The organism is Microbacterium sp. Se5.02b, assembly GCF_019464375.1.
Classification (GTDB): domain Bacteria; phylum Actinomycetota; class Actinomycetes; order Actinomycetales; family Microbacteriaceae; genus Microbacterium.
This window is the reverse complement of sequence record NZ_CP080491.1, coordinates 2,952,817-2,974,878: the sequence shown is the minus strand read 5'-3', so window position 1 is coordinate 2,974,878 and position 22,062 is coordinate 2,952,817. Positions and strand designations below refer to the sequence as shown.

40 protein-coding genes are annotated in these 22,062 nt (G+C 65.5%); 16 read left to right on the top strand and 24 right to left on the bottom strand.

What is annotated here, in order from left to right; genetic code table 11:
* Window positions 1-14 precede the first annotated feature (14 nt).
* Window positions 15-1,331, bottom strand: a complete 1,317-nt coding sequence (locus K1X59_RS14740) for a PBSX family phage terminase large subunit (protein ID WP_183150621.1) — start codon at window positions 1,329-1,331, stop codon at window positions 15-17.
* Complete coding sequence (locus K1X59_RS14735; RefSeq protein ID WP_183150620.1) at window positions 1,321-1,824, bottom strand: hypothetical protein; 504 nt, start codon at window positions 1,822-1,824, stop codon at window positions 1,321-1,323. Before K1X59_RS14735 ends, K1X59_RS14740 begins: the two co-directional genes overlap by 11 nt.
* A gap of 87 nt (window positions 1,825-1,911) precedes the next feature.
* On the opposite strand from K1X59_RS14735, the gene K1X59_RS14730 reads away from it, so the two are divergent.
* The 5 genes from K1X59_RS14730 (at window position 1,912) to K1X59_RS14710 (ending at window position 4,147) form a co-directional block, all read left to right on the top strand.
* Window positions 1,912-2,199: a hypothetical protein gene (locus tag K1X59_RS14730; protein WP_183150619.1), complete on the top strand. Its 288-nt coding sequence runs from the start codon at window positions 1,912-1,914 to the stop codon at window positions 2,197-2,199.
* A 164-nt stretch (window positions 2,200-2,363) separates the two neighbouring features.
* Window positions 2,364-2,636: a hypothetical protein gene (locus tag K1X59_RS14725; protein ID WP_183150618.1), complete on the top strand. Its 273-nt coding sequence runs from the start codon at window positions 2,364-2,366 to the stop codon at window positions 2,634-2,636.
* 82 nt (window positions 2,637-2,718) lie between these two features.
* Window positions 2,719-2,895: a hypothetical protein gene (locus K1X59_RS14720; RefSeq protein ID WP_183150617.1), complete on the top strand. Its 177-nt coding sequence runs from the start codon at window positions 2,719-2,721 to the stop codon at window positions 2,893-2,895.
* An 81-nt stretch (window positions 2,896-2,976) separates the two neighbouring features.
* Entirely contained in the window at window positions 2,977-3,486 is a 510-nt protein-coding gene (locus K1X59_RS14715; RefSeq protein WP_183150616.1) for a hypothetical protein, read from the top strand.
* A 79-nt stretch (window positions 3,487-3,565) separates the two neighbouring features.
* Window positions 3,566-4,147 carry a hypothetical protein gene (locus K1X59_RS14710; RefSeq protein WP_220173537.1) on the top strand — a complete coding sequence of 194 codons (582 nt, stop codon included), beginning with the start codon at window positions 3,566-3,568 and terminating at the stop codon, window positions 4,145-4,147.
* 241 nt (window positions 4,148-4,388) lie between these two features.
* On the opposite strand, the gene K1X59_RS14705 is transcribed toward K1X59_RS14710, so the two are convergent.
* Together K1X59_RS14705 and K1X59_RS14700 are read right to left on the bottom strand one after the other, a co-directional pair.
* Window positions 4,389-4,766: a hypothetical protein gene (locus tag K1X59_RS14705; RefSeq protein WP_183150614.1), complete on the bottom strand. Its 378-nt coding sequence runs from the start codon at window positions 4,764-4,766 to the stop codon at window positions 4,389-4,391.
* A 182-nt stretch (window positions 4,767-4,948) separates the two neighbouring features.
* Window positions 4,949-5,158 carry a hypothetical protein gene (locus K1X59_RS14700; protein ID WP_183150613.1) on the bottom strand — a complete coding sequence of 70 codons (210 nt, stop codon included), beginning with the start codon at window positions 5,156-5,158 and terminating at the stop codon, window positions 4,949-4,951.
* Window positions 5,159-5,210: 52 nt separating this feature from the next.
* Between K1X59_RS14700 and K1X59_RS14695 the strand changes: the two genes are divergently transcribed.
* Window positions 5,211-5,744 (top strand): hypothetical protein, encoded by a 534-nt coding sequence (locus K1X59_RS14695; RefSeq protein WP_210274180.1) that lies wholly within the window; start codon window positions 5,211-5,213, stop codon window positions 5,742-5,744.
* An 80-nt stretch (window positions 5,745-5,824) separates the two neighbouring features.
* Here K1X59_RS14695 and K1X59_RS14690 read toward each other — a convergent pair whose 3' ends face one another.
* Window positions 5,825-6,433: a hypothetical protein gene (locus K1X59_RS14690; RefSeq protein WP_183150611.1), complete on the bottom strand. Its 609-nt coding sequence runs from the start codon at window positions 6,431-6,433 to the stop codon at window positions 5,825-5,827.
* Window positions 6,434-6,519: 86 nt separating this feature from the next.
* On the opposite strand from K1X59_RS14690, the gene K1X59_RS14685 reads away from it, so the two are divergent.
* The gene (locus K1X59_RS14685) at window positions 6,520-7,212 is read left to right on the top strand and encodes a hypothetical protein (RefSeq protein ID WP_183150610.1); all 693 of its coding nucleotides are present in this window, start codon (window positions 6,520-6,522) and stop codon (window positions 7,210-7,212) included.
* Window positions 7,213-7,233: 21 nt separating this feature from the next.
* Here the strand turns inward: K1X59_RS14685 and K1X59_RS14680 are convergent, their stop codons facing one another.
* From K1X59_RS14680 to K1X59_RS14650, 7 genes are all read right to left on the bottom strand, one after another.
* On the bottom strand, window positions 7,234-7,719 hold the full coding sequence (locus tag K1X59_RS14680) for a single-stranded DNA-binding protein (RefSeq protein WP_183150609.1): 486 nt from the start codon (window positions 7,717-7,719) through the stop codon (window positions 7,234-7,236).
* Window positions 7,719-8,360, bottom strand: a complete 642-nt coding sequence (locus tag K1X59_RS14675; RefSeq protein WP_183150608.1) for a hypothetical protein — start codon at window positions 8,358-8,360, stop codon at window positions 7,719-7,721. Before K1X59_RS14675 ends, K1X59_RS14680 begins: the two co-directional genes overlap by 1 nt.
* Window positions 8,357-8,698 (bottom strand): hypothetical protein, encoded by a 342-nt coding sequence (locus K1X59_RS14670; protein ID WP_183150607.1) that lies wholly within the window; start codon window positions 8,696-8,698, stop codon window positions 8,357-8,359. The genes K1X59_RS14675 and K1X59_RS14670 overlap by 4 nt, the downstream gene beginning before the upstream one ends.
* On the bottom strand, window positions 8,698-9,378 hold the full coding sequence (locus K1X59_RS14665) for a hypothetical protein (RefSeq protein WP_183150606.1): 681 nt from the start codon (window positions 9,376-9,378) through the stop codon (window positions 8,698-8,700). Before K1X59_RS14665 ends, K1X59_RS14670 begins: the two co-directional genes overlap by 1 nt.
* On the bottom strand, window positions 9,356-9,751 hold the full coding sequence (locus tag K1X59_RS14660) for a hypothetical protein (RefSeq protein ID WP_202045289.1): 396 nt from the start codon (window positions 9,749-9,751) through the stop codon (window positions 9,356-9,358). The genes K1X59_RS14665 and K1X59_RS14660 overlap by 23 nt, the downstream gene beginning before the upstream one ends.
* A 133-nt stretch (window positions 9,752-9,884) precedes the next feature.
* Window positions 9,885-10,142 (bottom strand): hypothetical protein, encoded by a 258-nt coding sequence (locus tag K1X59_RS14655; RefSeq protein WP_183150605.1) that lies wholly within the window; start codon window positions 10,140-10,142, stop codon window positions 9,885-9,887.
* Window positions 10,139-10,441 (bottom strand): hypothetical protein, encoded by a 303-nt coding sequence (locus K1X59_RS14650; RefSeq protein WP_183150604.1) that lies wholly within the window; start codon window positions 10,439-10,441, stop codon window positions 10,139-10,141. The genes K1X59_RS14655 and K1X59_RS14650 overlap by 4 nt, the downstream gene beginning before the upstream one ends.
* A 26-nt stretch (window positions 10,442-10,467) precedes the next feature.
* Between K1X59_RS14650 and K1X59_RS14645 the strand changes: the two genes are divergently transcribed.
* Window positions 10,468-11,220, top strand: coding sequence for a hypothetical protein (locus K1X59_RS14645; protein WP_183150603.1), 753 nt, complete (start codon window positions 10,468-10,470; stop codon window positions 11,218-11,220).
* A gap of 9 nt (window positions 11,221-11,229) precedes the next feature.
* Window positions 11,230-11,487 carry a hypothetical protein gene (locus tag K1X59_RS14640; protein ID WP_183150602.1) on the top strand — a complete coding sequence of 86 codons (258 nt, stop codon included), beginning with the start codon at window positions 11,230-11,232 and terminating at the stop codon, window positions 11,485-11,487.
* 2 nt (window positions 11,488-11,489) lie between these two features.
* Here K1X59_RS14640 and K1X59_RS14635 read toward each other — a convergent pair whose 3' ends face one another.
* The 9 genes from K1X59_RS14635 to K1X59_RS14595 are packed head-to-tail and all read right to left on the bottom strand — an operon-like array spanning window position 11,490 to window position 15,363.
* On the bottom strand, window positions 11,490-12,227 hold the full coding sequence (locus K1X59_RS14635) for a phage antirepressor KilAC domain-containing protein (protein WP_183150601.1): 738 nt from the start codon (window positions 12,225-12,227) through the stop codon (window positions 11,490-11,492).
* On the bottom strand, window positions 12,224-13,048 hold the full coding sequence (locus K1X59_RS14630; protein ID WP_183150600.1) for a recombinase RecT: 825 nt from the start codon (window positions 13,046-13,048) through the stop codon (window positions 12,224-12,226). Before K1X59_RS14630 ends, K1X59_RS14635 begins: the two co-directional genes overlap by 4 nt.
* Window positions 13,045-13,983 carry a YqaJ viral recombinase family protein gene (locus K1X59_RS14625; protein WP_183150599.1) on the bottom strand — a complete coding sequence of 313 codons (939 nt, stop codon included), beginning with the start codon at window positions 13,981-13,983 and terminating at the stop codon, window positions 13,045-13,047. Before K1X59_RS14625 ends, K1X59_RS14630 begins: the two co-directional genes overlap by 4 nt.
* Window positions 13,980-14,135: a hypothetical protein gene (locus K1X59_RS14620; protein WP_183150598.1), complete on the bottom strand. Its 156-nt coding sequence runs from the start codon at window positions 14,133-14,135 to the stop codon at window positions 13,980-13,982. The genes K1X59_RS14625 and K1X59_RS14620 overlap by 4 nt, the downstream gene beginning before the upstream one ends.
* Window positions 14,122-14,319 (bottom strand): hypothetical protein, encoded by a 198-nt coding sequence (locus tag K1X59_RS14615; protein WP_183150597.1) that lies wholly within the window; start codon window positions 14,317-14,319, stop codon window positions 14,122-14,124. The genes K1X59_RS14620 and K1X59_RS14615 overlap by 14 nt, the downstream gene beginning before the upstream one ends.
* The gene (locus K1X59_RS14610) at window positions 14,316-14,555 is read right to left on the bottom strand and encodes a hypothetical protein (protein ID WP_183150596.1); all 240 of its coding nucleotides are present in this window, start codon (window positions 14,553-14,555) and stop codon (window positions 14,316-14,318) included. The genes K1X59_RS14615 and K1X59_RS14610 overlap by 4 nt, the downstream gene beginning before the upstream one ends.
* Window positions 14,552-14,869 (bottom strand): hypothetical protein, encoded by a 318-nt coding sequence (locus K1X59_RS14605; protein ID WP_183150595.1) that lies wholly within the window; start codon window positions 14,867-14,869, stop codon window positions 14,552-14,554. Before K1X59_RS14605 ends, K1X59_RS14610 begins: the two co-directional genes overlap by 4 nt.
* A 60-nt stretch (window positions 14,870-14,929) precedes the next feature.
* Window positions 14,930-15,118, bottom strand: coding sequence for an AlpA family transcriptional regulator (locus K1X59_RS14600; RefSeq protein ID WP_183150594.1), 189 nt, complete (start codon window positions 15,116-15,118; stop codon window positions 14,930-14,932).
* A complete protein-coding gene (locus K1X59_RS14595) occupies window positions 15,115-15,363 on the bottom strand; it encodes a hypothetical protein (RefSeq protein WP_210274179.1) in 249 nt (82 codons plus the stop codon). The genes K1X59_RS14600 and K1X59_RS14595 overlap by 4 nt, the downstream gene beginning before the upstream one ends.
* Before the next feature lie 122 nt (window positions 15,364-15,485).
* Here K1X59_RS14595 and K1X59_RS14590 point away from each other — a divergent pair, with 122 nt between their 5' ends.
* From K1X59_RS14590 to K1X59_RS14565, 7 genes are all read left to right on the top strand, one after another.
* The gene (locus K1X59_RS14590) at window positions 15,486-15,851 is read left to right on the top strand and encodes a helix-turn-helix transcriptional regulator (protein ID WP_220173536.1); all 366 of its coding nucleotides are present in this window, start codon (window positions 15,486-15,488) and stop codon (window positions 15,849-15,851) included.
* On the top strand, window positions 15,851-16,291 hold the full coding sequence (locus K1X59_RS14585; protein WP_183150591.1) for an ImmA/IrrE family metallo-endopeptidase: 441 nt from the start codon (window positions 15,851-15,853) through the stop codon (window positions 16,289-16,291). The genes K1X59_RS14590 and K1X59_RS14585 overlap by 1 nt, the downstream gene beginning before the upstream one ends.
* Window positions 16,292-16,310: 19 nt before the next feature.
* Window positions 16,311-17,474, top strand: coding sequence for a tyrosine recombinase XerC (gene xerC, locus K1X59_RS14580; protein WP_220173535.1), 1,164 nt, complete (start codon window positions 16,311-16,313; stop codon window positions 17,472-17,474).
* Between the two features lie 171 nt (window positions 17,475-17,645).
* The gene (locus K1X59_RS21690) at window positions 17,646-17,768 is read left to right on the top strand and encodes a hypothetical protein (protein WP_258566869.1); all 123 of its coding nucleotides are present in this window, start codon (window positions 17,646-17,648) and stop codon (window positions 17,766-17,768) included.
* On the top strand, window positions 17,765-18,052 hold the full coding sequence (locus K1X59_RS14575; RefSeq protein WP_183150589.1) for a hypothetical protein: 288 nt from the start codon (window positions 17,765-17,767) through the stop codon (window positions 18,050-18,052). Before K1X59_RS21690 ends, K1X59_RS14575 begins: the two co-directional genes overlap by 4 nt.
* Window positions 18,053-18,267: 215 nt before the next feature.
* Window positions 18,268-19,089, top strand: coding sequence for a polyphosphate kinase 2 (gene ppk2, locus K1X59_RS14570; RefSeq protein ID WP_183150588.1), 822 nt, complete (start codon window positions 18,268-18,270; stop codon window positions 19,087-19,089).
* Window positions 19,090-19,161: 72 nt separating this feature from the next.
* A complete protein-coding gene (locus K1X59_RS14565) occupies window positions 19,162-20,115 on the top strand; it encodes an aldo/keto reductase (protein ID WP_183150587.1) in 954 nt (317 codons plus the stop codon).
* 13 nt (window positions 20,116-20,128) lie between these two features.
* On the opposite strand, the gene K1X59_RS14560 is transcribed toward K1X59_RS14565, so the two are convergent.
* Genes K1X59_RS14560 through K1X59_RS14555 form a run of 3 tightly spaced genes read right to left on the bottom strand, consistent with a single transcriptional unit; the run spans window position 20,129 to window position 22,061 of the window.
* A complete protein-coding gene (locus K1X59_RS14560) occupies window positions 20,129-20,800 on the bottom strand; it encodes a response regulator transcription factor (RefSeq protein WP_183150586.1) in 672 nt (223 codons plus the stop codon).
* Window positions 20,797-21,003, bottom strand: a complete 207-nt coding sequence (locus K1X59_RS21685) for a hypothetical protein (RefSeq protein ID WP_258566868.1) — start codon at window positions 21,001-21,003, stop codon at window positions 20,797-20,799. Before K1X59_RS21685 ends, K1X59_RS14560 begins: the two co-directional genes overlap by 4 nt.
* Entirely contained in the window at window positions 20,997-22,061 is a 1,065-nt protein-coding gene (locus tag K1X59_RS14555; protein ID WP_258566867.1) for a sensor histidine kinase, read from the bottom strand. The genes K1X59_RS21685 and K1X59_RS14555 overlap by 7 nt, the downstream gene beginning before the upstream one ends.
* Window position 22,062 lies beyond the last annotated feature (1 nt).

Sequence of the window (22,062 nt, the reverse complement as noted above, 5' to 3'; positions counted from 1 at the left end):
CCCTTCCGGTTGCATCAGGCGGCGAGCTGGGGCCGCCAGTAGTTCTCGGTCGAGTGGGTGATGTACCGGCCACCGTCGAGCGAGTGGTCGTCTTCCTTCACGACGACGTCCTCGCCGGCGTCGGTCGCTTTCGCGTCCCACCGGTACTCGGTGACCTCGGCGTTCCAGCCCTCGCAGCGATCGGTGACGATCATGTCGTCGTTGTCGAGGAGGTTCGCGATCGTCTTGATGCCCGGGAGGACATCGTTAACGGCAGGCCAGGGGGAGAGCCCGGTACCTCGGAGGTCCTGTTGCATCTGCATGTGCATGGATGCAGCGGCGGGGTCGAGCATGAGGAACCGTGGTGCGATGGTCAACGGGTACGGTGTGTGATCCTTCGGGAGCCATTCGCGGAACCGCTGCGACAGGGCGGCATCCGTGAGGCGGACGTCGCCGTGATCCTTCGGGTTGTACCGCCACTCGTCCATCAGCACGAGGCGTGAGTGGGGGACTGTGTGCCCGTACCGGTCGACCTTCGTCTCATCGGTCACGCCGAGCATCAGAGCCGCGGTCGTGTTCGTCGTGCCGTAGTCCATCCCGATACCCATGACATCGCGCAGGCGGGGCATGTCGTCGAAGCGGATGACGTGACGGGCGGGATCCCACATTGGGTAGACGGCGCCCTCGGCGTTCGTCCACTCGCCCTTGATCATCCGGTCGTAGAACACTCCGGAGAAGGACCGTTCCATGTCGGCGATGTACTCGGCAGGCAGGTTCGGGTTGTCCTTCATGGTGAAATGGAAGCTGACGAGGTTCTTCGCGGCGCCGGGGACGATCCAGTTCTTGCGGATCCAATGGTTGCGGGATGCGGGGTTCATCGTCGCGAGGAGACGTGCGCCCTCGACGCGGAGTCGGGAGACGAGCATGTTCCAGAACGCTTCGGGCAGCAGCGCGGCCTCGTCGACGTACGCGAGAGCAATCGTCGAGCCCTGGATGCGGCCCACGGCCTCGGTGTTGTGTGCCCCGATGACCATGACCTCGCGGCCCAGGATCCGCGCCGACGACGCGCCGGGCGTGTAGTGGATCTGAGAGGCGATGACCGTGCCGAAGATCGCGGTGTTCTGGAACAGGACGAACACGTTCTGGTAAACGGTCGTCATCGTCCGCCCGACGATCACAATGATCCCCGTACGGGGGGCCATGCGAACAGCGAGCAGGAACGCCCACAGGCTGATCACGGTCTTCCCGGAGGACACAGCACCGAACCACAGCGCGAGCTTGAACTTCGTCGCATCGACGAGGGACAAGATCTGCGCGCGGGATGCCGACCGCTCGATCTCGTCAAGCCTCATTCGGCGTCTCGCCTCGGTATATGTCCGCTGCCGTCCGGAATCCCTCGGCGAGAGTGTCGAGGACCCCGACAGCCTGCTCAAGGCCAGTGTCCGACTTCTCCACGATGCGGGTGAGCTTGTCGAACGTGATGCCGGCAGTCGTGATGATGTTCCGCTTCACCTCGACAGGCGCCGCTGCGAGCAGATGCTCGTTGTAGTCGTTGTCCTTGCCGCCGAAGTTGTACACCAGGTACTCGCCGTCGATGTCGTCCAGCATCGCCTCGGACGCCGCGAGCATCTTTTTCGCCAGACGGATACGACCAGCAGCGAGATCGACCTGGCGTGCCTCGGTCGCCCGTTTCGTCTCTGACCGGTCAAAGTCGCGATCGGCGGCGCGGCAGATGTTTGTGACGGAGCCGGCGCTGATGCCGACGCGGCGGGCGATTTCGTTGCGTGCGAGTCCTTGGGCGTGGAGTGCGAGGACTTGGGCCTTCTGGTCGTCGGAGATCGCCATGGTGGTTCACCTCGACTCGGGCCTCTTGCCCTGTGCGGGATGCGTCGATCGGACGCGGTCTGGTTGGGACGGCACTACGATTCAGGCATGACGAACGCGGAGTGGCGGCGAGAGCTCGAGAGTGCCGCGCGGAAGCAGAGGCGGGCGCTCGCGGTGTACGACCGTCTGCACATTCCAGTGGTCTGGCTCCGAAGTGTCGTCATTCTGGGGGCTTGTGCGTTCATCGCTGCGGTCATATCCGGGCAGGACTTTGTCGCCGAGGTCGCGGGGGCGCTGGGGGATTCAGCGGTCCTGGTTCCGGTGGGGCTGGCCGTGTGGCTCGCACTCGAGATTTGGATGGGGGTCGCGAAGCACCAGAGCGGCGCTGACGAATAGGGCGGTCAAGCTCATCGCGCAGGTTCGTCCTCGACGCGCGAGCCTTTACTGGCTACCTCATCGTGCGCAGCCTGTACGCGTTCGCGGTTGGCGCCTGGCCTGGCCGCTGTGGTTCTGGGATGCTGTGGGTGTCTCGTGCGCGGGCGCCTGACGGAGAGGATCACATGTCGGACATGACTGCGGTGCGGTTCGCGCAGGAGCGGCTCGATGCCGCGTCGCATGAGGCGTCGCGGTGTGCGTCGTATCTGGCGGAGATGATCGGGCGCGGTGCGCAGGACTCGAGCACGTTCGATGACGTGGTCGAGCAGTTAGATGCGGCTCAGCGGGCGGTAGAGCGCTGGCGGGCTGTGCGGGACGCTGCGGCGATCTCTCGGCCGATACCGTACGTGGGTCCGGCGACGGTGCGCTCTGAAGAGCCGCCGCTCGGGGCGTTCTGACGCAAGTGCAGAGTGTCGGCGGCAGCTTCTATGCTGACCGCTACCCGTGCGCAGGGCTCGGGGAATAGAAGGGCGGGAGCACATGGCAAGTTCGCAGGAGGCGCAGAACGCGATCCTTGACTCGGTGAAGAAGCTGGCCGACGAGGCCGCAGAGCGGGGTGGTGTTGCAGGAACCACAATGCTTCGGGATGCGGCATATGCCTATCGCGCCGTGATCGGTGGTCAGCAGCCTGGCGGGATCTTCGTAGACGGGAAGTGACCGAATGTGCGAAGCCCCGGCGTCCCCTCTCGAGGTGCCGGGGCTTCGCTCTGAGATGCTGTGGGGATGGAAGCAGCTGGATTGTGGATCGCGCTCGTTGCCGCATGCGCAACCCTCGCGGGTGCGGTGTTCACGTATGTGCAGGCGAGGGCGGCTACAGACACTCTGCGCGATGCTCGCGACGCGCGTGATGAGGCTCGCGAGGCGAGGGATGAGTCCGCGCGTCTCGCGGGTGAGGCGAATACCGCGTTTATCCGTCAGGCGGAGGCACAGGAGGAAGCGAATCGGATCAAGCGTGAGGAGATGACTCCAAAGGATTGGTCAGCCGGCGAGGTGGGCGAGTCGAAGTATCGGGTCTCGAACTCGTCGGGCGAGGCGCTTCTTGTGAGTGAGTTTGACGTCACCCCGGACGCCACGGCGAACCTGCTGACGATTGAGTCGAGCCATCAGGACGGCCGGTACGAGTACGGCGACACCTTCACGTTCTACGTGGCGCAGATCTGGGGACCATCCCCAGAGAAGCTCACCATCCGGTATCGCCGCGAATCTGACCCTGAAGACGACCAGCGCATCTTCCACATCTCGCTGTGACGATCGAAGCCCCAGTGTCCCCCGTGAGGCCGGGGCTTCGGTCTGGGCGGGAACCAGCGCGGTCTGGGATGCTGTGGGGATGACTGCTGATTGGTGGATGGTGTGGATCACGCTCGGGTCCGTGGTTGTCACCGGTTTCCTGGCCTGGCTGGCATACGCGAATGGCCGCAAGGCGACGCTGATCGCTGAGGAAGCATCGTTGCGGGACGAGGCGCATCGACAGCGAGAGGTCGATCAGCGTGAGCGTGAGGAGCGCGCCCAGGTTGCACTGGCGATGATGCGCTCGGTATCGGCGGCGGAGCAGTTCGCGAACCTCCAAGACCCGGGAAATTCCGTGGCTGTATGGCAGGAGACTGTGGCTGAGGTTGAGCAGGAGATGCATCGTACGCGGGCAGAGGCTCTGGCGCACGTGGAGCTGTACTCGACGACGAAGGAGGATGCTGAGCTGCGGCCGTGGATCGAGAGCGCGTTGCATGCTGTCGCATACCCCGGGGTTACCGTAGACGATCGCCTCCACGCGATGGACTACCTGTACTTCGTCCGCCGCGCGATTCGCCTGTGGAACGCGCGCGAGGTGACGGCCGGCTTGATCATCGTGGGCACGCTGCCGCCGGAGGCCGGGGTGGATGAGACTGGCGAAGCCCCGATGATCCTCGTGTGAGGGCCGGGGCTTCGTGCTGTGGACAGAGTCGTCCTGCTGTTTCCATCATGACGGCTTTGACGAATATCCGCATGTCTGGGTGCAATTCCCCCAGAATTAGATCGTGGCCCGAATTACGCAGACTCCCGACGACCTGAAGAATCATGTCGCAGAGCATCTTCAATTGCTTAGCGACTACGCCGGGCGGTACGACTCAGGCTCGCTGTCGTACGCCCGCCCAATGGCGACGAGTCTTCGGGTGCTATTGCATAACAGGGGTCAAAGCCACGCCTTGCTCGATCAGATCGACCGACTCGACCGAACGCGGTGGCTTGATACTGCCGGACAGGTGATCGAGACGAATCTCGCAGCGACGAGCAACCTCGTGGCTGCGCAGGTCACAGTTCTTGACGACCAGGGGAACACGGAGCTGGTCTGGGTGCCCATCCTGGATGACTTCAAGCACCGCACCAACCTGAGACAACGAACGAATTTCGGAGTGGGCCGGGCGCCGGCCGCCGGTCGATTCCTTGTGTTCGATGAGTGGTGGAGTATGCCGGTCTTCCGGGACGGTTTGCGGGTGGACTTCAGCCGCAAGGATCTCGTTCTCGTGGTCGCGAACCAGGACGGCGGTGCCCACGTTGACCCATCCGTAGACGAGGCCTATCACCGGTTGTCTCGTGGTAACTCTCTAGGTTGGTTGACGGGGGGTACTGACCAAGTGCCGGGACAGCCCCCCAAGACGAGTCCTGTCCCGGCCGCCATTCGCCAGATTGCGCACGAAGTCTTACGATCGCTACCGCGATCACTCTCGGTCGCCGTCTAGCGCTTGTTAGGTGATCCCTTCGGCCGCCCGCGCTTGACCTCCGTCTCGATGCGCTGCACGGCCTTCGACAGGACGATAGTGACGCCGCTGGTGTTCGTGCGGGAGGCGAGGCGCCCTGCGTCGATCCAGCGGTAGATCTGGCGGACGTCGCGGCCGGCGAGGAACGCGGCCTCCTTGACCGTGACCCACTCCTTCAGTTCAGTCATTCGCGATCCCTGCTCGCGTCGCGAGACAGCCCGACGGCCCTAATATCTGGGTATGCCGACAATCGCTACTACTCAGACGCCCTTCCCCGTCGAGCTCGTGAACGAGCCTGCGGCTTTCGACTTCGCGTCGGCGTTGAGTCTCGTGGCGCTCGCGGTCTCCGTGGCTGCCTTGCTTCACTCCTTCTACTCGGGTGGGCCACGGCTGCTCGTGGACTTCCATGTGGTCAAACAATACGAGTCGGACGGGTGGCATAACCGAGGCGTGATGCTCACCCTGTTTAACGTGGGTCGCCAGGCCCTTGCCGTGCCTCGTGTGGGTGTCGGTGAGCCGCGCGGCGAAGACGTCCGGCTGCTGGCTATTGGCAAGGAATCCCTGACGGGGACCACGAACCCGGGCTTTCCTCTCGTCGTTGAGCCGGGCCATTCGGTTCAACTTTGGATGGACGACGAGATCGAGGCTGGGCACGAAACGAAGGTGATCTATCTGACCCGGAATTGGCTTCTCCGGCCAACTCGGCGCGTCTGGCGAAAGAAGCTCACGGATGACCACGTGGTCGGCCCTTGGGAACACCCGTTGGCGAAATAAGCCGCGTCGGTCGAAGAGCCCTGACCGGCTGGTAACAGATGCGCCTTTCCGTAGCGAGGGGTGGGCGTCGCTCGTACTTATCACGCGCTCTGCTCCAGTTCTTCGTATTCGTCCTGGTTGAGGACGTGCCTGCATTCGTCGTTCGTGCACTTCACGGTCACGTGGCCCTCGTACCAGGCGGGCGGGTGCCAGATCATCTGCTGCTGGCATTCGGGACAGCGGACCCGGCGGATGCGGTGGGGGCGCTCCTCGACTTCGTGGGACCGGTAGGCGCGTTCTGCGGCGGCGGCGAACTGGATCGCGTCGGCGGCGCCCGCCTCGGTCTGCACCCACATCTCGGCGGTGTCGGGGCTCGAGCGGAGGAAACGGCGGCACTCGTCGAATGCGAGATACACGCCCGTGAGGTTCACGTGCCCTTCGGCGGTCGTGCGGACACCGGCGTTGTCGCGCTGGACGGCTTTCGTCAGGCCGAGGCGGCCGGCACGGATCGCGAACTCCGACCAGCGGGCGAGGGCGTGCTCGACGCGGTCGAAATGCGACGCACACAGGAACCCGCGCTCGGCTTGTCGAGGGAAGCAACCGCGGCAGTCGTCGTTCGCGCACGTCTCCAGGTGCACGTCGGAGGCCTTGCACGGTGCCACCGACGGGACACCGGGCCAGGCGGCGACGCAGAGGATCTGGTTCAGCATGAGCAGGCTCCGTTCAGTGCGATTTCCATAAAGCAGGTGGGGCAGACGGGACGGGGCTCCGGTTCGGACGCTGGCGCACAGTCGACGTGGACGAGAACCTGCTCGACGTACTCGACCTCGTCGCCCTCATGGATCCGGTCGCTGCATTCGTTCCCGCACACCCCGTTGTACTTCGCCCGGAAGCTCATGGTTCACCTGCCAGTAGAGTTCGGGGCATGCCAATCAATGTGACCGTCGAGATGCCGTTCGACTTTGTCGGAGCGGTGCTCGTGCCGTCCCTATCTGTCTTGGTCAGCGCTGGAATCGCGCTTTGGGCAGTCAGCCGTGAGCGAGTTCGAGCGGAGGAAGCCGCGCTTCGCGCCCAGGCTGCCGAGCTGATCAAGGCATTGAACGCGATTGGGCGGGCGTACGCAGTGCGGGACACCGCCGAGATGGACCGCGCAAATGCACGGTACGAACAGGAGGTCAACGCGTTCGGCGCCCACCTGCGGAGTCGTGATGTTCCGGTGGTGAAGTACATCAATGCAGTGGTCCACAGATCAGAAGACCAGCCGGATTCCTTCACATATCGCACGATGCTGTGGCTCGCAACAGCGATTGAGCTCTGGTTGCGAGGCGCTCTTCGAACGAAAGATTTCATCGACAACATGCCGTCCGGCCCGTCGGCATGGATCGACTTCATGGACCTCGGGGACCATGACGCAATCGTGCGAGGAATGCCTGCTCGGGGTGTCCCGGACATCGATACGGACATTGAAGACACGGCCTCAGCGTCGTAGAGGGGAAGAAAGCTACGAGTCTTAGAACGGCGTGTCATCGCCGAACCCTCCCGCCGTTGACCACGCGTCCATCTGAGCGGTGGGCGTCTGCCTCTGCTCTTCGGAGGCGGTCGGGCTAATGCGCCCGCCTTGCCCGCCAGCAGTGACCGCGCGGGTGACCTGCGCGGTCGCGTAGCGGAGCGAGGGGCCGATCTCGTCGACCTCCAGCTCGATCGCGGTGCGCTGGTTGCCCTCGCGGTCCTGGTAGGAGCGCTGACGCAGACGGCCCTGCGCGATGACGCGCATGCCCTTCGTCAGCGAGCCCGCCACGTGCTCGGCGAACTCGCGCCACACGGATGCACGGAGGAACAGCGCTTCGCCATCGACGTACTCGTTCTTCGCACGGTCGAAGTTCCGCGGGGTGCTCGCGATCGTGAAGTTCGCGACGGGGAGGCCGTTCTGCGTATATCGCAGCTCGGGGTCGGCAGTGAGGTTGCCGACGACGGTGATCACGGTTTCGCCAGCCATCAGCGCACCCCCTCGTACTGCACGCGCTTGGCGTCGTCTGCCCAGGTGTAGTTCCGGAATCGGTGCGTGTCGTGCTTGCCGCGGAGCTCGCAGTGCCAGTGCGAGTAGCCGCCCGTTCCATTCGGCGGGACCTCGTTGCAGGCGAAGGGCCTCTTGAGGTAGACCGCTGCGTGCAGGCCCTTGAAGTACAGCCACCGCCGAAGGCCGAACCACTCGCCCCGGGCGCGGCACTCCCAGAAGTCCCAGCGACGGAACAGCGCGAGCTCGCGGCGGCTCAGCCCGTAGTGAGCGATGCGCTCACCCCAGAAGCCGAGCTTGACCGTGCCACCCTCATCCTGCACGTCGAAGATCCGCCAGGACACGTCCTGACCTTCGGTCGCACGGACGTCGGCGTAGTGGTGCGTGGTGATAATGCGGCCGTGCGCCTCGTTCTCGTCTGCGAAGCGGTACCAGAGGTCCCGGCCGCGAGGGGCGTCGTAGCTACCGGTGCGGTAGTCGCCGACGAGGATCATCAGCCGGTGACCCCAGTCATACCAGCGGTGACGGTCGCCGATCATGGTCAGCACTCGGTGGGCGAGACTGCCGTCGCGTGTCTTGTACCGGAGACGGTTCGTCTTGGTGCGGAGCTTTTGAGCATTCATGATGCTCTCCTTTCTGCGCGTTCGCGCATGTTCTGTTCTCTGACTTCGTTCTCGTACTTCGCCGCCCACGCTTTCGCTGTGAAGTCGGAGACTCCGAGTTGGCGGGCGATCTCGGCCCACGACATGTTGAAGCGGCGGCCCGCGGCGATCTCCTCACCGGCGCTGGTCGTGTAGCCGCTCCGCAGACCCGAGCCCCGGCGGCGCCCGCCATGCTTCGGCGGGCTGAGCACCTGTGCGATCCGCTCTGCGATGCTGATGCCGCGTGCCTCCGCCTCCGCATTCAGGCGTCGGTACTCGTCGAGCGGGACGTTCACCCTCACGGGCAGGTAGCCATCCATCACGCCACCTCCGCCCGGTACTCGCAGCGGATGCACGTGCCGTCGCCGAGAAGCCTGTGCTTCCCGTCTGGGCAGATTGACCCAGGGACGACCGTGAACGGGATCGGCGCGGACTTCACCACCGGCGGGGCGAGCGTGTAGGCCATGCGGGCGTCGCCGCACGCCCGGCACGACTTCCCATCGGGGCCGTTGGGCTGATGCTTCGAGCAGAAGGGGGAGGGCGCCTCGCGCGCCCCCTCTACGTCAGTAGAGGGGAGGTCGGGTCGGGTCGGGTCGGGTCGGGTCGGGGGTTGCGAACTCACACCGTCTGTCACGGCGTCTGTCACGCGTGACTCACCCTGTGACCGTGAACGCTTCTGCTCCCGTGACTCCCGCGCCTTCCGCTGCCGATCGCGAGCATCCTCGCGGCGCTTCTTCACCGCCTCCGAAGTCTCCTGATACTCCGCCCAGTCATGGAAACGCCACCCGTCCGCCTCGGAAAGCCACAGCCCCACCTCGACGAGCTCGGACGCAGCCTCGGCCGTACCGACGAGCCGCAGCACGGGCCGCTTGATCACGCCGTCGGTGAGGTGCTGACACGAATACGCGCCCGCTCGCACCCATAGCGTCACCGCCGCATCCGACAGCGTCGCCGTCTTCGGGTGAGACCAGAACCCGTCATCGACCTTGAACCACGTCACGGTCGGGCCTCCCTTCACTGATGTGTCGCCGCTCGGTCGCGGAGACGAGATAGAACAGCTCGCCGTCGAGGTACTCCACCGGCGTATCGATGCACCGCTGCAGCGTCTGCGCGTTTGTGGCCGCCTTCTCGACCCGGAGGCCACGGCGAATGAGATCCGCACGGACGATGCCGCTCGCGTCCTCCGCGCGCCCGTTGCAGATCGAGCACGCCAGGGCGAGCACACGCGGGTCGTCGAGGACTTTGGATCCGCCCGAGCCGCGGTTCGCGCGGTGGTGTGGCACGTTCCCCTCGCCGAGACATCCGGGGAGCACGAGAAGGCAGAAGCCGCCGTCGCGCTCGCGGATCTGCTCGAACATCGCTGTGGTGGTCATCGCTTCTCCTCTCGATGGCAGTCACACGCCCTGTTCCGGGCGCACATGTACGGGGTCTTGCAGCACGACGGACGACACGGCATCCGGGGCTCGTGGGGCTGGGTATCCGGGGCGGCACCCGGTGGCAGGTTCTTCACGATCGGCTCCCCGCCTTCTTCTTCGGGACAGGGATGCCGCGGCGCTCCTGGTGCGCGGGGGACGTCTTCGAGCAGAGGCCGGCGGAGTCGAGGCGGTTGACCGTCTGACCGCACAGGCGACACTGCGGCCAGCCCTCGTGCATCATCTCAACGATGCGAAGACGCTCGAGCGTCACCTCACGGTTCGGCTCCCACACCTTCTCCTCGACTGAGATCAGCGCGTGGGCGATGTTTGCCTCGAGCGTGGCGATCATGCCGCATCCTCGATCAGCTCAGCCTCACGCTGCGCCTGCCACTGCTTCTCGAACTTCGCGAACGTGATCCGCGGGTGCGCCGCCCAGTGCTCGACGAGCTCCTCCGACGCGTACGCGAGAGCGCGCGTCTCGTTCCCCATGAACAGCGAGAACGGGTCGACACCCTTCTCCCGGCCACGAGCGTTCAGCATCGCGCCGTTCGTCGCCTCCTCGGCAGCCTCGTACTGCGCGTAGAGAGTGTCGTCGTACTCGGCGCGGCACTCGCGCCACGCGTTGAACGCATCACCGATGATGCTCATGGGGTCACTGCCGATACGATTCGGCTGTGAACTGCGACATCGCCGACGATTCGGGCCGGATCAGTGGGGTGCTTCTCTGCATCCTGGGAGAAATCCAGGACGCGAGTCCAACAACTTTCGAGACCTTTGCTCAGTTGCTCGTTCCTCTTCTCGCTGCGGTGGCTTCCTTCGCGGTTGCAATCTCGGCTAACCGATCCGCGAACAAGGCGACCGAGATCGCGAAGCAGGGCGTCGAAGCTGAGACGGCGCGCGGCGATCATGAGCGTGCTCACGCCGAGCGGGAGGTCGAGCGCGACTATCAGAAGCGACTCGACGAACGTCTGATTTACCTGATCGAGGCTCTCGGGCTCTACGGCGAGGCAGCCGATCAATGGGTGAGCGCTGTCGACGCTGTCGACATGCGCTGGAGCGGGCATCCCGACGAGGCGCCGTACCCCGATCGCCCTTCGACGGCCGTACTCGAGTCGTCCCTTCAAGCCGCAATGCTCGTGGCCCACGAAGAGGACCGGCTTTATCTGGCCCAGATCGACGGCCTCGTCCGGGACACACTCAAGAGCTCTTCGTTTTGGAAGACCGCGCGCAGGTGCAAGTTCCTGATGGCAGAAATTCGGAAGTGGCGAGACGGGTCTATATCCGGGCCGACATTTAGCGGGAAGCTCAAACGGCGCCGTAATCTGATCGCCGACGACACCGACTGCATAGATCAAATGCCCAAGCAAAAGCCCCGCCGGCGCCGGCGTAGACCTTCGGATAAGAGCAGCTCGACGCCGCAGCGATAGAGTGCGGGCATGACCGAAAACGTGCTGCCCGAGCTTCCTCGAACCATCGGCGACTCGGTGAATTTCAGCGGAGGTTCCTCGGGTCACCCCGTGACCATCACGCGGATCTCCGACGACACTTTCGAGGTTCTCTACGACCTGAATCCGTCGTACCGTGCGACGCTGAAGCAAGACGGCAGGGACTCGTTCTTCTTGAGCCCCGACCCGGGTGTAGCGGCAGTCGGCGGCGGATGGGACTCCTGGGCGTTCTTCCACGAGCACTTCTGACATCACGCTGCGGCACCTGTCTCGATCGCGCCGAGGCGCTGGCGTAGCCGCTCGAGGCCGCGGACCGTGACGCGCACCTGAGGGGCATCGAGGATGAGTTCGCTCGTGCGCGGGTGGTAGTGCGACTGCGGCTTCTCCGTCAGGTAGCCGTTGTCGACGGCGGACGCGTACGCGCGCCACTTCCCGTCGTGAGCACGGTGGATCCAGCGGATGCCGGCGAGCTGGTCGAACAGGCGCTGAGGGCCGGTCTTCACACCCGCCCGGGCGAGTATCTTCGCGGCATCAGCCACCGAGTAGTCGCCCTCAGCAGACGCGAGCTCATCCCACGCCTCAGCGCGAGGCGCGAGCGCGGTGATCTGCTGATCCTTCGACGCGATGATCCCCTGGGCGGTGACGAGCGCACGCGACATCAGCTGCTCGGGCGTCTCCACGACGTACGAGCCGGTGCGGCGGATCGACGGGAGCACTTCGTGCGTCACCCAGCGCTTGAACGCGCGCGCCTCGGGCTTCCGGCTCCCGAGGATGAGAGAGAACAACCCCGCCTCGCTGACGACGTTGATATCGCGACCCTCATTTGAAATGAGGGTGCGCTCATCGGCGTCGAGACGGGTCATCGCCTGAGTCGTGTTGCCGATTTCCAGTGCCGCGCACACGTCGACCGCGGAGAACCAGGGGTCGCCGTCGATGAGGATCGTGCGGACGTCGGCACCGTCGTAGTTGAAGACCTCGAGAGCGTTCATCGCTGTGCCTCCCGGTCTTCGGCCTGCTCCTCAGGGGTGCGAGCGCGCGGGCTCTGCTCCTGGACGACGACCGTCTCCGGTTCATCGTCGAGGCGGGTCACCTCGACCTCGTCGAGTCCCTTGAGGGTCTGCACCTTCGCCTCGTCGGCCTCGAGCGCATGGCCCAGGTCGGTCGACTTGGGGAGGTACTTCGCGAGCGCGCGGACGGCGGTCTTCTTGACCATCTCGTCCTCGTTGGTCTTCCACGGGGTGGAGTTCCAGTAGGAAGGGCGCCGGTCCATGACCTGTGTGCGGGTCAGGTACACCCACGTCGTCCCACCCGATGTCATGCGTGCCGTTGCGACGACACCGATCCACGGGCGGGTCTCTTCGAAGTCCTGCGGCACCCAGTCGTAGAACATGCCGCGCTCCGCGTTTGCACCGTAGGAGAACTGGTCACCCTGGCGGACGAGGAACGACTGCACGTTCATCACGAACTCGGAGCGCAGCGCGAGCTTGATGAGGCCCTGGTACCCGATGATCGGGAGGCAGATCTGACGTCCGCGGTCCTTCCGCGGGGTGAGGTAGAACTCGCCGAGCCCTGAACCGATCTCGAGCCGGAGCTGCGCGGCGAGCATGACACCACCGAGGAGCGTCTTCGGGTCGGCCTGCATGAGGTCGGGCGACTTCCCGATCTCGGAGAGGACGGCCCGGACGAACGCGGCCGAGTTCATGGCCCCGCCGAGCTGACGCTCGATCGCGGGAAGCTGCGCCTCGACGAGGTCCTTCATCGTCGGCTGGGACTTTGCCCCCGCAGCGGCCGTGGACAGGTCCTTCGTCACTTCGCCTGCTCCTTCTGCTTGACCGTCCGCATCACGCGGAACGGGGACCCCTGGGTCACGAACTGGTTGTGCAATTGCGGGTACGCCTCCCGGAACGACTTCTGGTCGAACCCGGCGCGGCCCTTCTGGTAACGGAAGGTGAGGACGTTGCGGCCGTCCTTCGTGACGGTGTCCGCGTCGCCCATCCACGCGCCGATCGCGACCTTGAGCGCGTCGGCTTCCGCGACCATCGATTCGGCGTCGGAGAGGAGCACCGCACGGCGTTCGATCGCCTCCAGCGCGGTGTCCGTGACCTCGATGGTCTTCCTCTCCTCGACGTCCATCTCGTTCAGCTCGGCGGTGGTCGACGGGTCCGGCGTCACTCCAGCGAGGACGTTGTCGTGCCAGAACGCACCGAGCGTCGGGAGAAGGTGGTCGCGGATGAACCGGTCATCGCGCGGCTCCCAGTAGTGGCGGAACTCACGCCCACCGATCCACACGACGACCAGTGCGCGCGGGTCACCAGACACTGCGAGCTCGGCCTGTACCTGCACGCGGATGTCGGTCGGCACGCCCTCGTCCCAGTGGTGGCCGGCGTACTGGTGCGCCGTCTTCATCTGGACCTTCACACCGTCCTCAGTGACCCGGTCGAACGTCGCGTGCAGGAAAGGGTGCTCGACGCTGCGTGCCATGAATCCCGTGAGAAGGCGAAGGCCGAGGCCGGAGAATCGTTCGACCCACTCGTGCATGATCGGTTCGGACGCGTGCCCGATGAAACCGAGCACGGGGTCGAACTCCCGGTCGAGACCCTGCTTCGCCTTGTACACGTCGAGCGGGGTGTTGCCGTACGCCGACATGTTCATGACTGCGGGGGCCTCCGACGCGCCGATGGAGCCGCGACGCTCCCGCAGCCACTCGTCGGTGTCGGGCTGGACGTCGATGATCGTGAAGCTCATGCGACGCCTCCGAGGTCTTCCTCTTCGGCGCGGTACAGGGCCTCTTCGGCCTCATCGCGGCGACGGGTCGCGTTGTCGAGCGCAGCCTCGGCGCGGATCACAGCGGAGCGGGCGGCGGAAAGTCGTTCACGGGCGGCATCAAGAGCGGACATCGGGGTCTGCCTTTCGAGAGTTGGGGTCGGACCTGGCGAACGCGCCGAAGGTCCAGCAGATGAAGAGGAAGAGGGGGGCGAAGATGCCGGCGAGGATGGTCGAGGGCCAGCCGTGCGGGGCGAAGAACAGACCGCCCAGGCAGATGACCGCCCAGAGGATCGCGACCCAGCGGAGGAGGATCAAGTGATCGCCTCCGTGAACTCGTGGCTGCATGAGGGGCGGGGGCACACCAGGTCCACGAACACGGGATCCGGACCGTCCACCACGAACGCGCTCACGTCGTGATCGCAGCCAGGGCAGGTGGTCGCGAGGAACGCGCCCTTGAATGGGTCGACATCGAGTGGCGTCCGGTCCTCGCGGATCCGCTTCGCCTCGCTGAGGTAGTCGGGCAGGATGTTGACCTGAGCCGCGGTGCTCACGCTGCGTCACCGCCGTCGTACGTCTCCTGAGCGGCCGCATGCCGTGCGTCGTCCCTGGCAATCTGCCTGCGGGACCGAGGTCGGTACTCACTGACCGCGTGGGGGAACGCCGTGCGCTCTCCGTTGTTCGGATTGAGGTAGGGGCGAGGGTCCGCGGTCGACTCGACCGGGGCAGCGGTCCCTGCCGTGCCCAGATCGGTCTTGCCGGGAGCCCCAGCCGGCTTCCCGGACCCCAGATCCGGAAGAGGGTGGACGCGCGACACGGCGCGTGCTGACACGGGCTTGACGTCGCCCGGTAGGATCTTCGTGAGCATCTGTGGTGCTCCTTTCATTTCGTGATTCGCCCCCGTTGCCGCGGGGGTGAATCTTTTTGGTCAGGCAGCGCTGCGCTCCGCGGCGGCAGCGATCCAGGCGTCAACGTCGGCCTCGTAGTACCGGACGCGACCGCGCAGAGTGAACGATTTCGGCCCGTCACCGCCGGTGCTACGCAGGTTGTATAGCGTCTGCACTGCGAGTCCGGTCTTCTCTGCCACCTGCTTGATGTCGAGAACCGCGGCACTCATGCTGCGTCCTGGCGCTCTCGGTCGCGGCGGCCGGTAGTCAGCTGACTTACGGAGACGCCAAGCCACTCGGCGATCTTGGGGAGTTCGTCGAGTTGATACTCGCGGTCACCGTCGTAGCGCTGTTTCGCGCCCCGATAGACCACGTCGAGCACTTCGGCGAGCTCGCGGACGGGCTTCTTCTGCCACCCCATTTCGGCGCGCACTTCGGCGGCGACTCTTTGGGGGAGGGGGAGTTCGGGTGTCATGGCTCCCATGGTGAACCTATCTCGGTTCACTGTCAAGTCATCTGCACCCATCAAGGTTCAGGAAGGTGGTAATTCCGCTTCCGCATAGACAAAATTGCACTTATATCGGTACAGTGATCGACATGAGCCCCAGAGATTCCGAGCCCGAGGTGTCATCCTTCGCCCGCAAGATTGCGGATGCGCTGGCAGCCGTCATCGAGGAGCAGAACATCTCCAAGCGTGAACTCGCGCGGCGGATCAACCGCTCGAACAACTACGTGGCGATGCGCTTCCGGCATGAAGCGGCGTTCACGTTGACCGACGTCGACGCAATCTGCAGCGCCCTCGGATTGAACGCAGGGTCGTTCATTGCCGGTGTGTCCGCGCCGTCGAACGTGACCGCGCTCAATGTCCGAGCTCGTCGGCAGGATCGAGCGCAGGACGACATGCTCGCCGTCGCGTCGGAGCGGACCGGAGAGGACGAGACCGACGAAGGGTACGAGGGGTAGTGGAAGAACTTCTGGAGATGGCGGATGCCATCGGAGTGACCGTTGAGTACGCCAAGCTGGAGAGCCGTGATGGGGAGTACAGGCACGATCTCAAGCGGATCCGTTTGCGCGACGAAATGACGTTTCGCAAAGAACGCTCAGTGCTCGCGCACGAGCTGGCGCACGCGATCTGGGAAGACGTCCCCTCGCGCTTCGGGCCCGTCAACGCGCGTCAGGAACGCCGAGCTGACGAGTGGGCGGCGTTGCGCCTAATCACTCTCGACGGCTATCGCGAGTCTGAGCAGCGCTGGGACGGTCACATTGCCGCTATGGCCTATGACCTCGCCGTCACGGTGGGGCTGGTGAAGGCGTTCCAGCGCATCCTCCACCGGATCGGCGATACCTCCTACGTCGCGCCTCGGATGGGTGTGGGCCAGTGGGTGCACAAGGTCGAGGTCTGAGATGGCCCGCCCACCTCTCGTGCTCGGCACGTGGGGGAAAATCAAGCGCGCGCAGCGCGGCGGGTCATGGATCGCCTACGCTCGGTTCCGCGACTACGACGGCGTCACGCGGCAAGTTGAGCGAGGCGGACACACCGGCGCGGCGGCGGAACGCGCGCTCCTCGCCGCGCTCCGCGACCGTGCACGCCTCCCGAACGAAGACCTCACACCCGAGACACGACTGAACCGAGTCATCGATGACTGGGACAAGCACCTTGACGACCGCGACCTCTCCGACGGAAGCCGTGTTACGTACCGGCGCCAGTTGAGGCACGTCAGGAAAGCCATGGGTTCCCTGCAACTCCGCGAGGTGACCGTGCAGGCGGTGGATCGCTTCCTCACGGCGCTGCAGGCGTCGTCGGGGCCGGAGACCGCGCGAATCACCCGAGTGGTGTTGTCGGGTGTCTGCCAGCGCGCCGTGAGGAAGGGCGCGATGGCTACGAACCCTGTGCGCGACGCCGACACTATCCCGCGGAAGAAGCCGGTCGTGGAGACGCTCGACGTCGAGGCGGTCGGCATCGTCCGATCGCAGCTGCGCGCGTGGGACGCTGGTCGGGACGCCCGCGGCCGCGCTCGTGTCACCGATCTCGCGGATCCCGTCGACATGATCGTCGGCACCGGTATCCGCACCGGTGAGTTGTTCGCTGTCCGATGGGAAGACCTCGAGCTGGACCTCGACGTTCCGCTGGTGCACGTTACCGGAACGGCCGTGCACAAGCCGAAGGTGGGACTCGTTCGCCAGCCCTATCCGAAGACCGAGGAGTCGAACCGATCGCTTCGGCTCCCGCAGTTCGTCGTCGAGATGCTGCTGCGCCGCCGCGTCGAGTCGACCAGCGAGTACGTGTTCGACTCGACCGCTGGAACCTTGCGCAGCCCCAACAATTTCCGCACCCAGTGGAGGACCTTCCGCGCGGCGAGCGGGTACGAGGACTGGGTCGTGCCGAAGACATTCCGGAAGGCCGTAGCGACCCTGGTGGCCACCGTGGCTGGCGACGATGTGGCCGGCGACCAGCTGGGTCACGTGAAGGGTTCGACTGTCACTCGGAAGAACTACATCAAGCGGCTACACCTGGGACCGGACGTCCGCGAGATCCTGGAACAGTTCGCGACCGATCCAGCACTTACCCAGCGAATTGAGAAGTAGAGCGGGGTAAGGACGAGGATCAGCGCGTAAGAACGACACTGCTGACTCCCAGGTCAGCGTAGATAACGGTAAGTCTCCAGAAATGCTGCCCGGGAAACGGGGGTTACGGGTTCGAGTCCCGTAGTCGGCTCTCTGAGTCCTCGCACGAGTGGGCACAGCTATGCTCTGCGCATGAGCGAATCGGTGGGGGAGTCCGGGGCCGAAGAGCGTCAGCTCTCGTCTGAGATCGGCGACGGCTGTCACGCGACCTCGGATATGCCGCTGACTCGTGACGACGCATGGGCCATGCCATGAGTGAGCCCGATGCCGAGCGCACACCGTCGTTGATCCAGCAGCGCCTCGCTCTGCAGCGACGGAAGACATGGGCGATCGTGCTCGCCGTTTTCTGGACCGTGAGTGCCGCCTGGTGGCTGAGTTCCGGGCTGCTGACGGAAATGCGTGACCTCGATGTGATGCGGGTGATCATCGGTGCGGTGAGCGTGATGTTGGCCATCGCGCAGGTGTTCACGCTCCGACATGTCCTGCGAGACGTGCGGGCCTTCGAAGCGCGCCACGGCACGGACGCCGGCCGCCAGTAGCTGAGGCATCCCATCGCGCCGCAGGTCGAGGAGGCCGATCTCCGCGGCCTTTTTGTGTATCGCCTTATAAGGTGATATGTTACTCACGTGTCGGTTTTCCTGGTGGTCGATGGATTCGCCAGGTCGGAGACGGCGCAGGTGGCCGCCACCCCGCCCGGCCACCTGCGCCCACCCCCTGTGTGCGAGGTTCCGGAGCACCCTGGGGAGGGCCCATCATGAGCAGCGCGCCGGCGACCGCGAGACCCGAATGGCAGCACGGATACCCGTACTCGAAGAAGCTCTCGCGCTCGGCCTATGAGCGCGAGAAGCGGCTGCTGCAGATCGAGCTCCTCAAGCTCCAGGCTCACGTCAAGCACTCGTCCGAACGCGTGCTCATCCTGTTCGAAGGGCGCGACGCCGCGGGCAAGGGGGGCGCGATCAAGCGTTTCATGGAGCACCTGAACCCGCGTGGCGCGCGGGTCGTCGCGCTCGACAAGCCGACCGACGCCGAGCGGACGCAGTGGTACTTCCAGCGCTATGTCGCACACCTGCCGTCGGGCGGGGAGATGGTGTTGATGGATCGATCCTGGTACAACCGCGCAGGTGTCGAACGCGTCATGGGGTACTGCTCCTCCGACGACTATCACGAGTTCATGCACACCGTTCCAGAGTTCGAGCGGATGCTGGTCGGGTCGGGCATCCGTCTCATCAAACTGTGGTTCTCGGTCGGAGAGGCAGAACAACGGCGGCGGTTCGCGCGACGCAGTGAAGACCCCGTCAAGCAGTGGAAGCTGAGCCCCACCGACCTCGCGAGCGTCGACCGATGGGCGGACTACACGAAGGCGAAGGAGGAGATGTTCTTCCACACCGACACTCCGGCCGACCCGTGGATCGTCATCAAGTCGAACGACAAGAAGCGCGCACGGCTCGAGGCGATGAGGTTCGTCCTCTCCCGCTTCGACTATCCGGGGAAGGACCCGATGGTGGCGCACGCTCCCGACGCGCGCCTGGTCGGCCGTCCATCGCAGATGTATGACGACGGTGAGACACCGGGCTGACGCGAGCGGCGGGCCGTCGCAACGGGGCGTCATCCGGGAATGCGGACACCGGGGTCGGCGGTTGTGAACGACATGACTCGCATCGGCAGCAGTGATCTCGACGTTCTCCCTCTTTCCCTCGGCGGCAACGTGTTCGGCTGGACCGCCGACCGCGACGCGTCTTTCGAGGTGCTCGACGCTTTCATCGACGGCGGCGGCGACTTCATCGACACGGCGGACTCCTACAGCGCCTGGGTTCCGGGAAACGAAGGCGGCGAGAGCGAGCGCATCATCGGCGCCTGGCTCGCCTCGCGCAAGCCGTCCGGGGTCGTCGTCGCGACGAAGGTGAGCCAGCACCCGGAGTTCCGCGGACTCTCCGCAGCAACGGTGCGGAAGGCGGCTGAGGCGTCCTTGCTCCGCTTGGGCGTCGATGAGATCGACCTGTACTACGCCCACTTCGACGACGAGACCGTTCCCCTCGAGGAGACGGTGGCGGCGTTCGGCGCGCTGGTCGCCGACGGCCTGGTCCGCCACATCGGCGTGTCGAACTACTCGGCTGACCGCATCAGGGAGTGGGTCGAGATCGCGCGTCGCACGGGAGCCGCCGTGCCGGTCGCCGTGCAGCCGCACTACAACCTCGTGCACCGCAACGAGGTCGAGGACGCGATCATCCCCGTCGCCGAGGAATTCGACCTCGGGCTCATCCCGTACTACTCGCTGGCGAGCGGCTTCCTGACCGGGAAGTACCGTTCGACGGACGCTGCGGGTCAGGATTCGCCTCGTGCGCAGGGCGCCGCGAAGTATGCGACGCCCGCCGGATTGCGGATCATCGACGCGCTCGAGGAGATCGGTGATGCGCACGGCGCGTCGATCGCCGCGACGTCGCTCGCATGGCTGCGCGCGCAGCCGACCGTCGTCGCCCCCATCGCGAGTGCGCGTACGGTCGAGCAGGTGCCCGACCTGCTCGCCGGAGCCCGCCTCGAACTCTCCGCCGACGAGGTGCAGCTCCTCGACCGCGTCTCGGAGTGGACTCCCACCCGCGCCTGACGCGTAAGGGTCGCTATCCCGCGAGACCGAGCCGGTGCGCCAGGATCACCGCGTGGATGCGGTCGCGGGCCCCGAGCTTCGCCAGCACACGACCGACGTGCGTCTTCACCGTCGACTCTCCCACGTAGAGCGTCTGCGCGATCTCGGCATTCGTCAGGCCGCGTCCGATCGCGAGGAAGACGTCACGCTCACGCTCCGTGAGCGATGCGAGCGCCGCGCTCTCCTCCGTGTCGGCGCTCGCGGAAGAGGTATCGAGCTGCGGGGTCACGTGATCCAGCAGCATCCTGGTGATCCGCGGCGAGAGCGCGGCATCCCCGCGGTGCACCGCGCGCACGGCGGAGATCATCTCGTGCCGCTGCGCATCCTTCAGGAGGAAGCCGCTCGCACCGGCACGGATCGCACCGAACGCATACTCGTCGAGGTCGAAAGTCGTCAGAACCAGCACCCTGGTGTGCGGGTGCTCTCGCACGATCGCCTCTGTGGCGGCGATGCCGTCGAGCTCCGGCATCCGGATGTCCATGAGCACCAGATCGGGAGCCAGCGCTCTGCTCTGGGCGATCGCGGCCTTCCCGTCTCCGGCCTCGCCGACGACCACGATGTCGGCCTCGGCTTCGAGCACCATGCGGAAGCCGACACGGATCAGCTCCTGGTCGTCCACCAGGAGCACCCTGATCGTCTCGGTCATCGTTCGTCCTCCGTCGCTCGTGCCTGGTGAGCGTTCCCCGCGATGGGCAGTTCGGCACGCAGAACCCATCGTCCGCCATCCGCGGGCGCGGAGCGCACCGTGCCCCGGACATGTGCGGCCCGCTCGGAGAGCCCGCGCACGCCGAAACCGTCGGAGCCTACTGCGCCGGAGACCCCGTCGTTGACGATCTCGATCGTCACCACGTCGACGGCATACTCCACGCACAGTGGCAGCCGACGCCGTCGGCGCGTGGCGCATGGCGTTGGTCACGCCTTCCTGGACGATCCGTCCGATCGCGTGTTCGACGGCGGGGAGACCTCCGCTTGGCCGATGATCGCCAGCGTGGCCGGGTATCCCGCCCGCTGCGCGGCCTCGATGGTGTCGCGAGGGAGGACGGGTTGCACGGGCGCCATCGGCAGGGGGAGTCTTCGTCGCGGAGCACGCCGAGCATGGACCGCATCTCGGTGAGCGCAGACCTGGCCGTCTCCGCTGCCGAGAGCGCGGCTCTGCGTGCCTGCTCGCGGTTCGGGGTCGCGGCTCCGCCTTCGGAGAGCGCGACGATCACGGTGAGCGAATGCGACACGATGTCGTGCATCTCGCGGGCGATGCGCGCGCGTTCGGATGCGGCAGCGAGCTGCGCCTGCTGATCGCGCTCGACCAGCAACTGGCGTGAGCGGTCGATCACGGCCGACAGATAGCGTTTGCGCCCGCCGACGTTGACGCCGACGAGCGTGCCGATCAGGCCCAGCACGACGTATCCGAGCGCGGTGTCGAGCCCATCCTGCAGAGTGATGGCGCCCGTCGCCATGAGCAGCGCGGCAAGACCGAGGAACCAGACGGCGCCGGTGCCGAAGCACGTCCACGCTGTGCGGGAGGACCGGTAGACCGCAAGACCGTAGCAGGCGACGAGCAGGAGGATGATGCCCCCGGAGAGCCCGGTGAACAGTCCGACGGTACCGAGGATCACCGCGGCGATGAACGGGGCGAGCGGTGCCCTTCGACGCCACAGCAGCGTGCTGCACGCGATCGCGACCATCGACAGGGTGGCGATGTTGATGGCGATGTACGTCGCCTCCGGCATCGACGAATCGGTGAGGCGTCCTGCCGGAGCGAGGGAGAGCAGGAGGCACAGCAGAGCGAGCAGCACATCGGCCAGCAGGGGATGTCGCGCCCAGAACCGTCGGAAGAGTCCAGGCGCACGCGGAAGCCGCAGCTCCTCGTCCTCACGGATCGAGTCGCTGCGGCTTCGCTTTCTGCTCACG

Bases quoted from the DNA above. Each gene is read 5' to 3' on its own strand.
- K1X59_RS14660 (WP_202045289.1), bottom strand. From the start codon at position 9,751: ATGACCACCACAGCGATGTTCGAGCAGATCCGCGAGCGCGACGGCGGC.
- K1X59_RS14735 (WP_183150620.1), bottom strand. From the start codon at position 1,824: ATGGCGATCTCCGACGACCAGAAGGCCCAAGTCCTCGCACTCCACGCC.
- K1X59_RS14700 (WP_183150613.1), bottom strand. From the start codon at position 5,158: ATGACTGAACTGAAGGAGTGGGTCACGGTCAAGGAGGCCGCGTTCCTC.
- K1X59_RS14595 (WP_210274179.1), bottom strand. From the start codon at position 15,363: ATGACACCCGAACTCCCCCTCCCCCAAAGAGTCGCCGCCGAAGTGCGC.
- K1X59_RS14575 (WP_183150589.1), top strand. From the start codon at position 17,765: ATGAGTGAGCCCGATGCCGAGCGCACACCGTCGTTGATCCAGCAGCGC.
- K1X59_RS14560 (WP_183150586.1), bottom strand. From the start codon at position 20,800: ATGACCGAGACGATCAGGGTGCTCCTGGTGGACGACCAGGAGCTGATC.
- K1X59_RS14625 (WP_183150599.1), bottom strand. From the start codon at position 13,983: ATGAGCTTCACGATCATCGACGTCCAGCCCGACACCGACGAGTGGCTG.
- K1X59_RS14680 (WP_183150609.1), bottom strand. From the start codon at position 7,719: ATGGCTGGCGAAACCGTGATCACCGTCGTCGGCAACCTCACTGCCGAC.
- K1X59_RS14720 (WP_183150617.1), top strand. From the start codon at position 2,719: ATGGCAAGTTCGCAGGAGGCGCAGAACGCGATCCTTGACTCGGTGAAG.
- K1X59_RS14710 (WP_220173537.1), top strand. From the start codon at position 3,566: ATGACTGCTGATTGGTGGATGGTGTGGATCACGCTCGGGTCCGTGGTT.
- K1X59_RS14730 (WP_183150619.1), top strand. From the start codon at position 1,912: ATGACGAACGCGGAGTGGCGGCGAGAGCTCGAGAGTGCCGCGCGGAAG.
- K1X59_RS14590 (WP_220173536.1), top strand. From the start codon at position 15,486: ATGAGCCCCAGAGATTCCGAGCCCGAGGTGTCATCCTTCGCCCGCAAG.
- K1X59_RS14605 (WP_183150595.1), bottom strand. From the start codon at position 14,869: ATGCTCACGAAGATCCTACCGGGCGACGTCAAGCCCGTGTCAGCACGC.
- K1X59_RS14740 (WP_183150621.1), bottom strand. From the start codon at position 1,331: ATGAGGCTTGACGAGATCGAGCGGTCGGCATCCCGCGCGCAGATCTTG.
- K1X59_RS14650 (WP_183150604.1), bottom strand. From the start codon at position 10,441: ATGAGCATCATCGGTGATGCGTTCAACGCGTGGCGCGAGTGCCGCGCC.
- K1X59_RS14655 (WP_183150605.1), bottom strand. From the start codon at position 10,142: ATGATCGCCACGCTCGAGGCAAACATCGCCCACGCGCTGATCTCAGTC.
- K1X59_RS14675 (WP_183150608.1), bottom strand. From the start codon at position 8,360: ATGAATGCTCAAAAGCTCCGCACCAAGACGAACCGTCTCCGGTACAAG.
- K1X59_RS14670 (WP_183150607.1), bottom strand. From the start codon at position 8,698: ATGGATGGCTACCTGCCCGTGAGGGTGAACGTCCCGCTCGACGAGTAC.
- ppk2 (WP_183150588.1), top strand. From the start codon at position 18,268: ATGAGCAGCGCGCCGGCGACCGCGAGACCCGAATGGCAGCACGGATAC.
- K1X59_RS14725 (WP_183150618.1), top strand. From the start codon at position 2,364: ATGTCGGACATGACTGCGGTGCGGTTCGCGCAGGAGCGGCTCGATGCC.
- K1X59_RS14565 (WP_183150587.1), top strand. From the start codon at position 19,162: ATGACTCGCATCGGCAGCAGTGATCTCGACGTTCTCCCTCTTTCCCTC.
- K1X59_RS14635 (WP_183150601.1), bottom strand. From the start codon at position 12,227: ATGAACGCTCTCGAGGTCTTCAACTACGACGGTGCCGACGTCCGCACG.
- K1X59_RS14620 (WP_183150598.1), bottom strand. From the start codon at position 14,135: ATGTCCGCTCTTGATGCCGCCCGTGAACGACTTTCCGCCGCCCGCTCC.
- K1X59_RS21690 (WP_258566869.1), top strand. From the start codon at position 17,646: ATGAGCGAATCGGTGGGGGAGTCCGGGGCCGAAGAGCGTCAGCTCTCG.
- K1X59_RS14690 (WP_183150611.1), bottom strand. From the start codon at position 6,433: ATGCTGAACCAGATCCTCTGCGTCGCCGCCTGGCCCGGTGTCCCGTCG.
- K1X59_RS14695 (WP_210274180.1), top strand. From the start codon at position 5,211: ATGCCGACAATCGCTACTACTCAGACGCCCTTCCCCGTCGAGCTCGTG.
- K1X59_RS14600 (WP_183150594.1), bottom strand. From the start codon at position 15,118: ATGAGTGCCGCGGTTCTCGACATCAAGCAGGTGGCAGAGAAGACCGGA.
- K1X59_RS14640 (WP_183150602.1), top strand. From the start codon at position 11,230: ATGACCGAAAACGTGCTGCCCGAGCTTCCTCGAACCATCGGCGACTCG.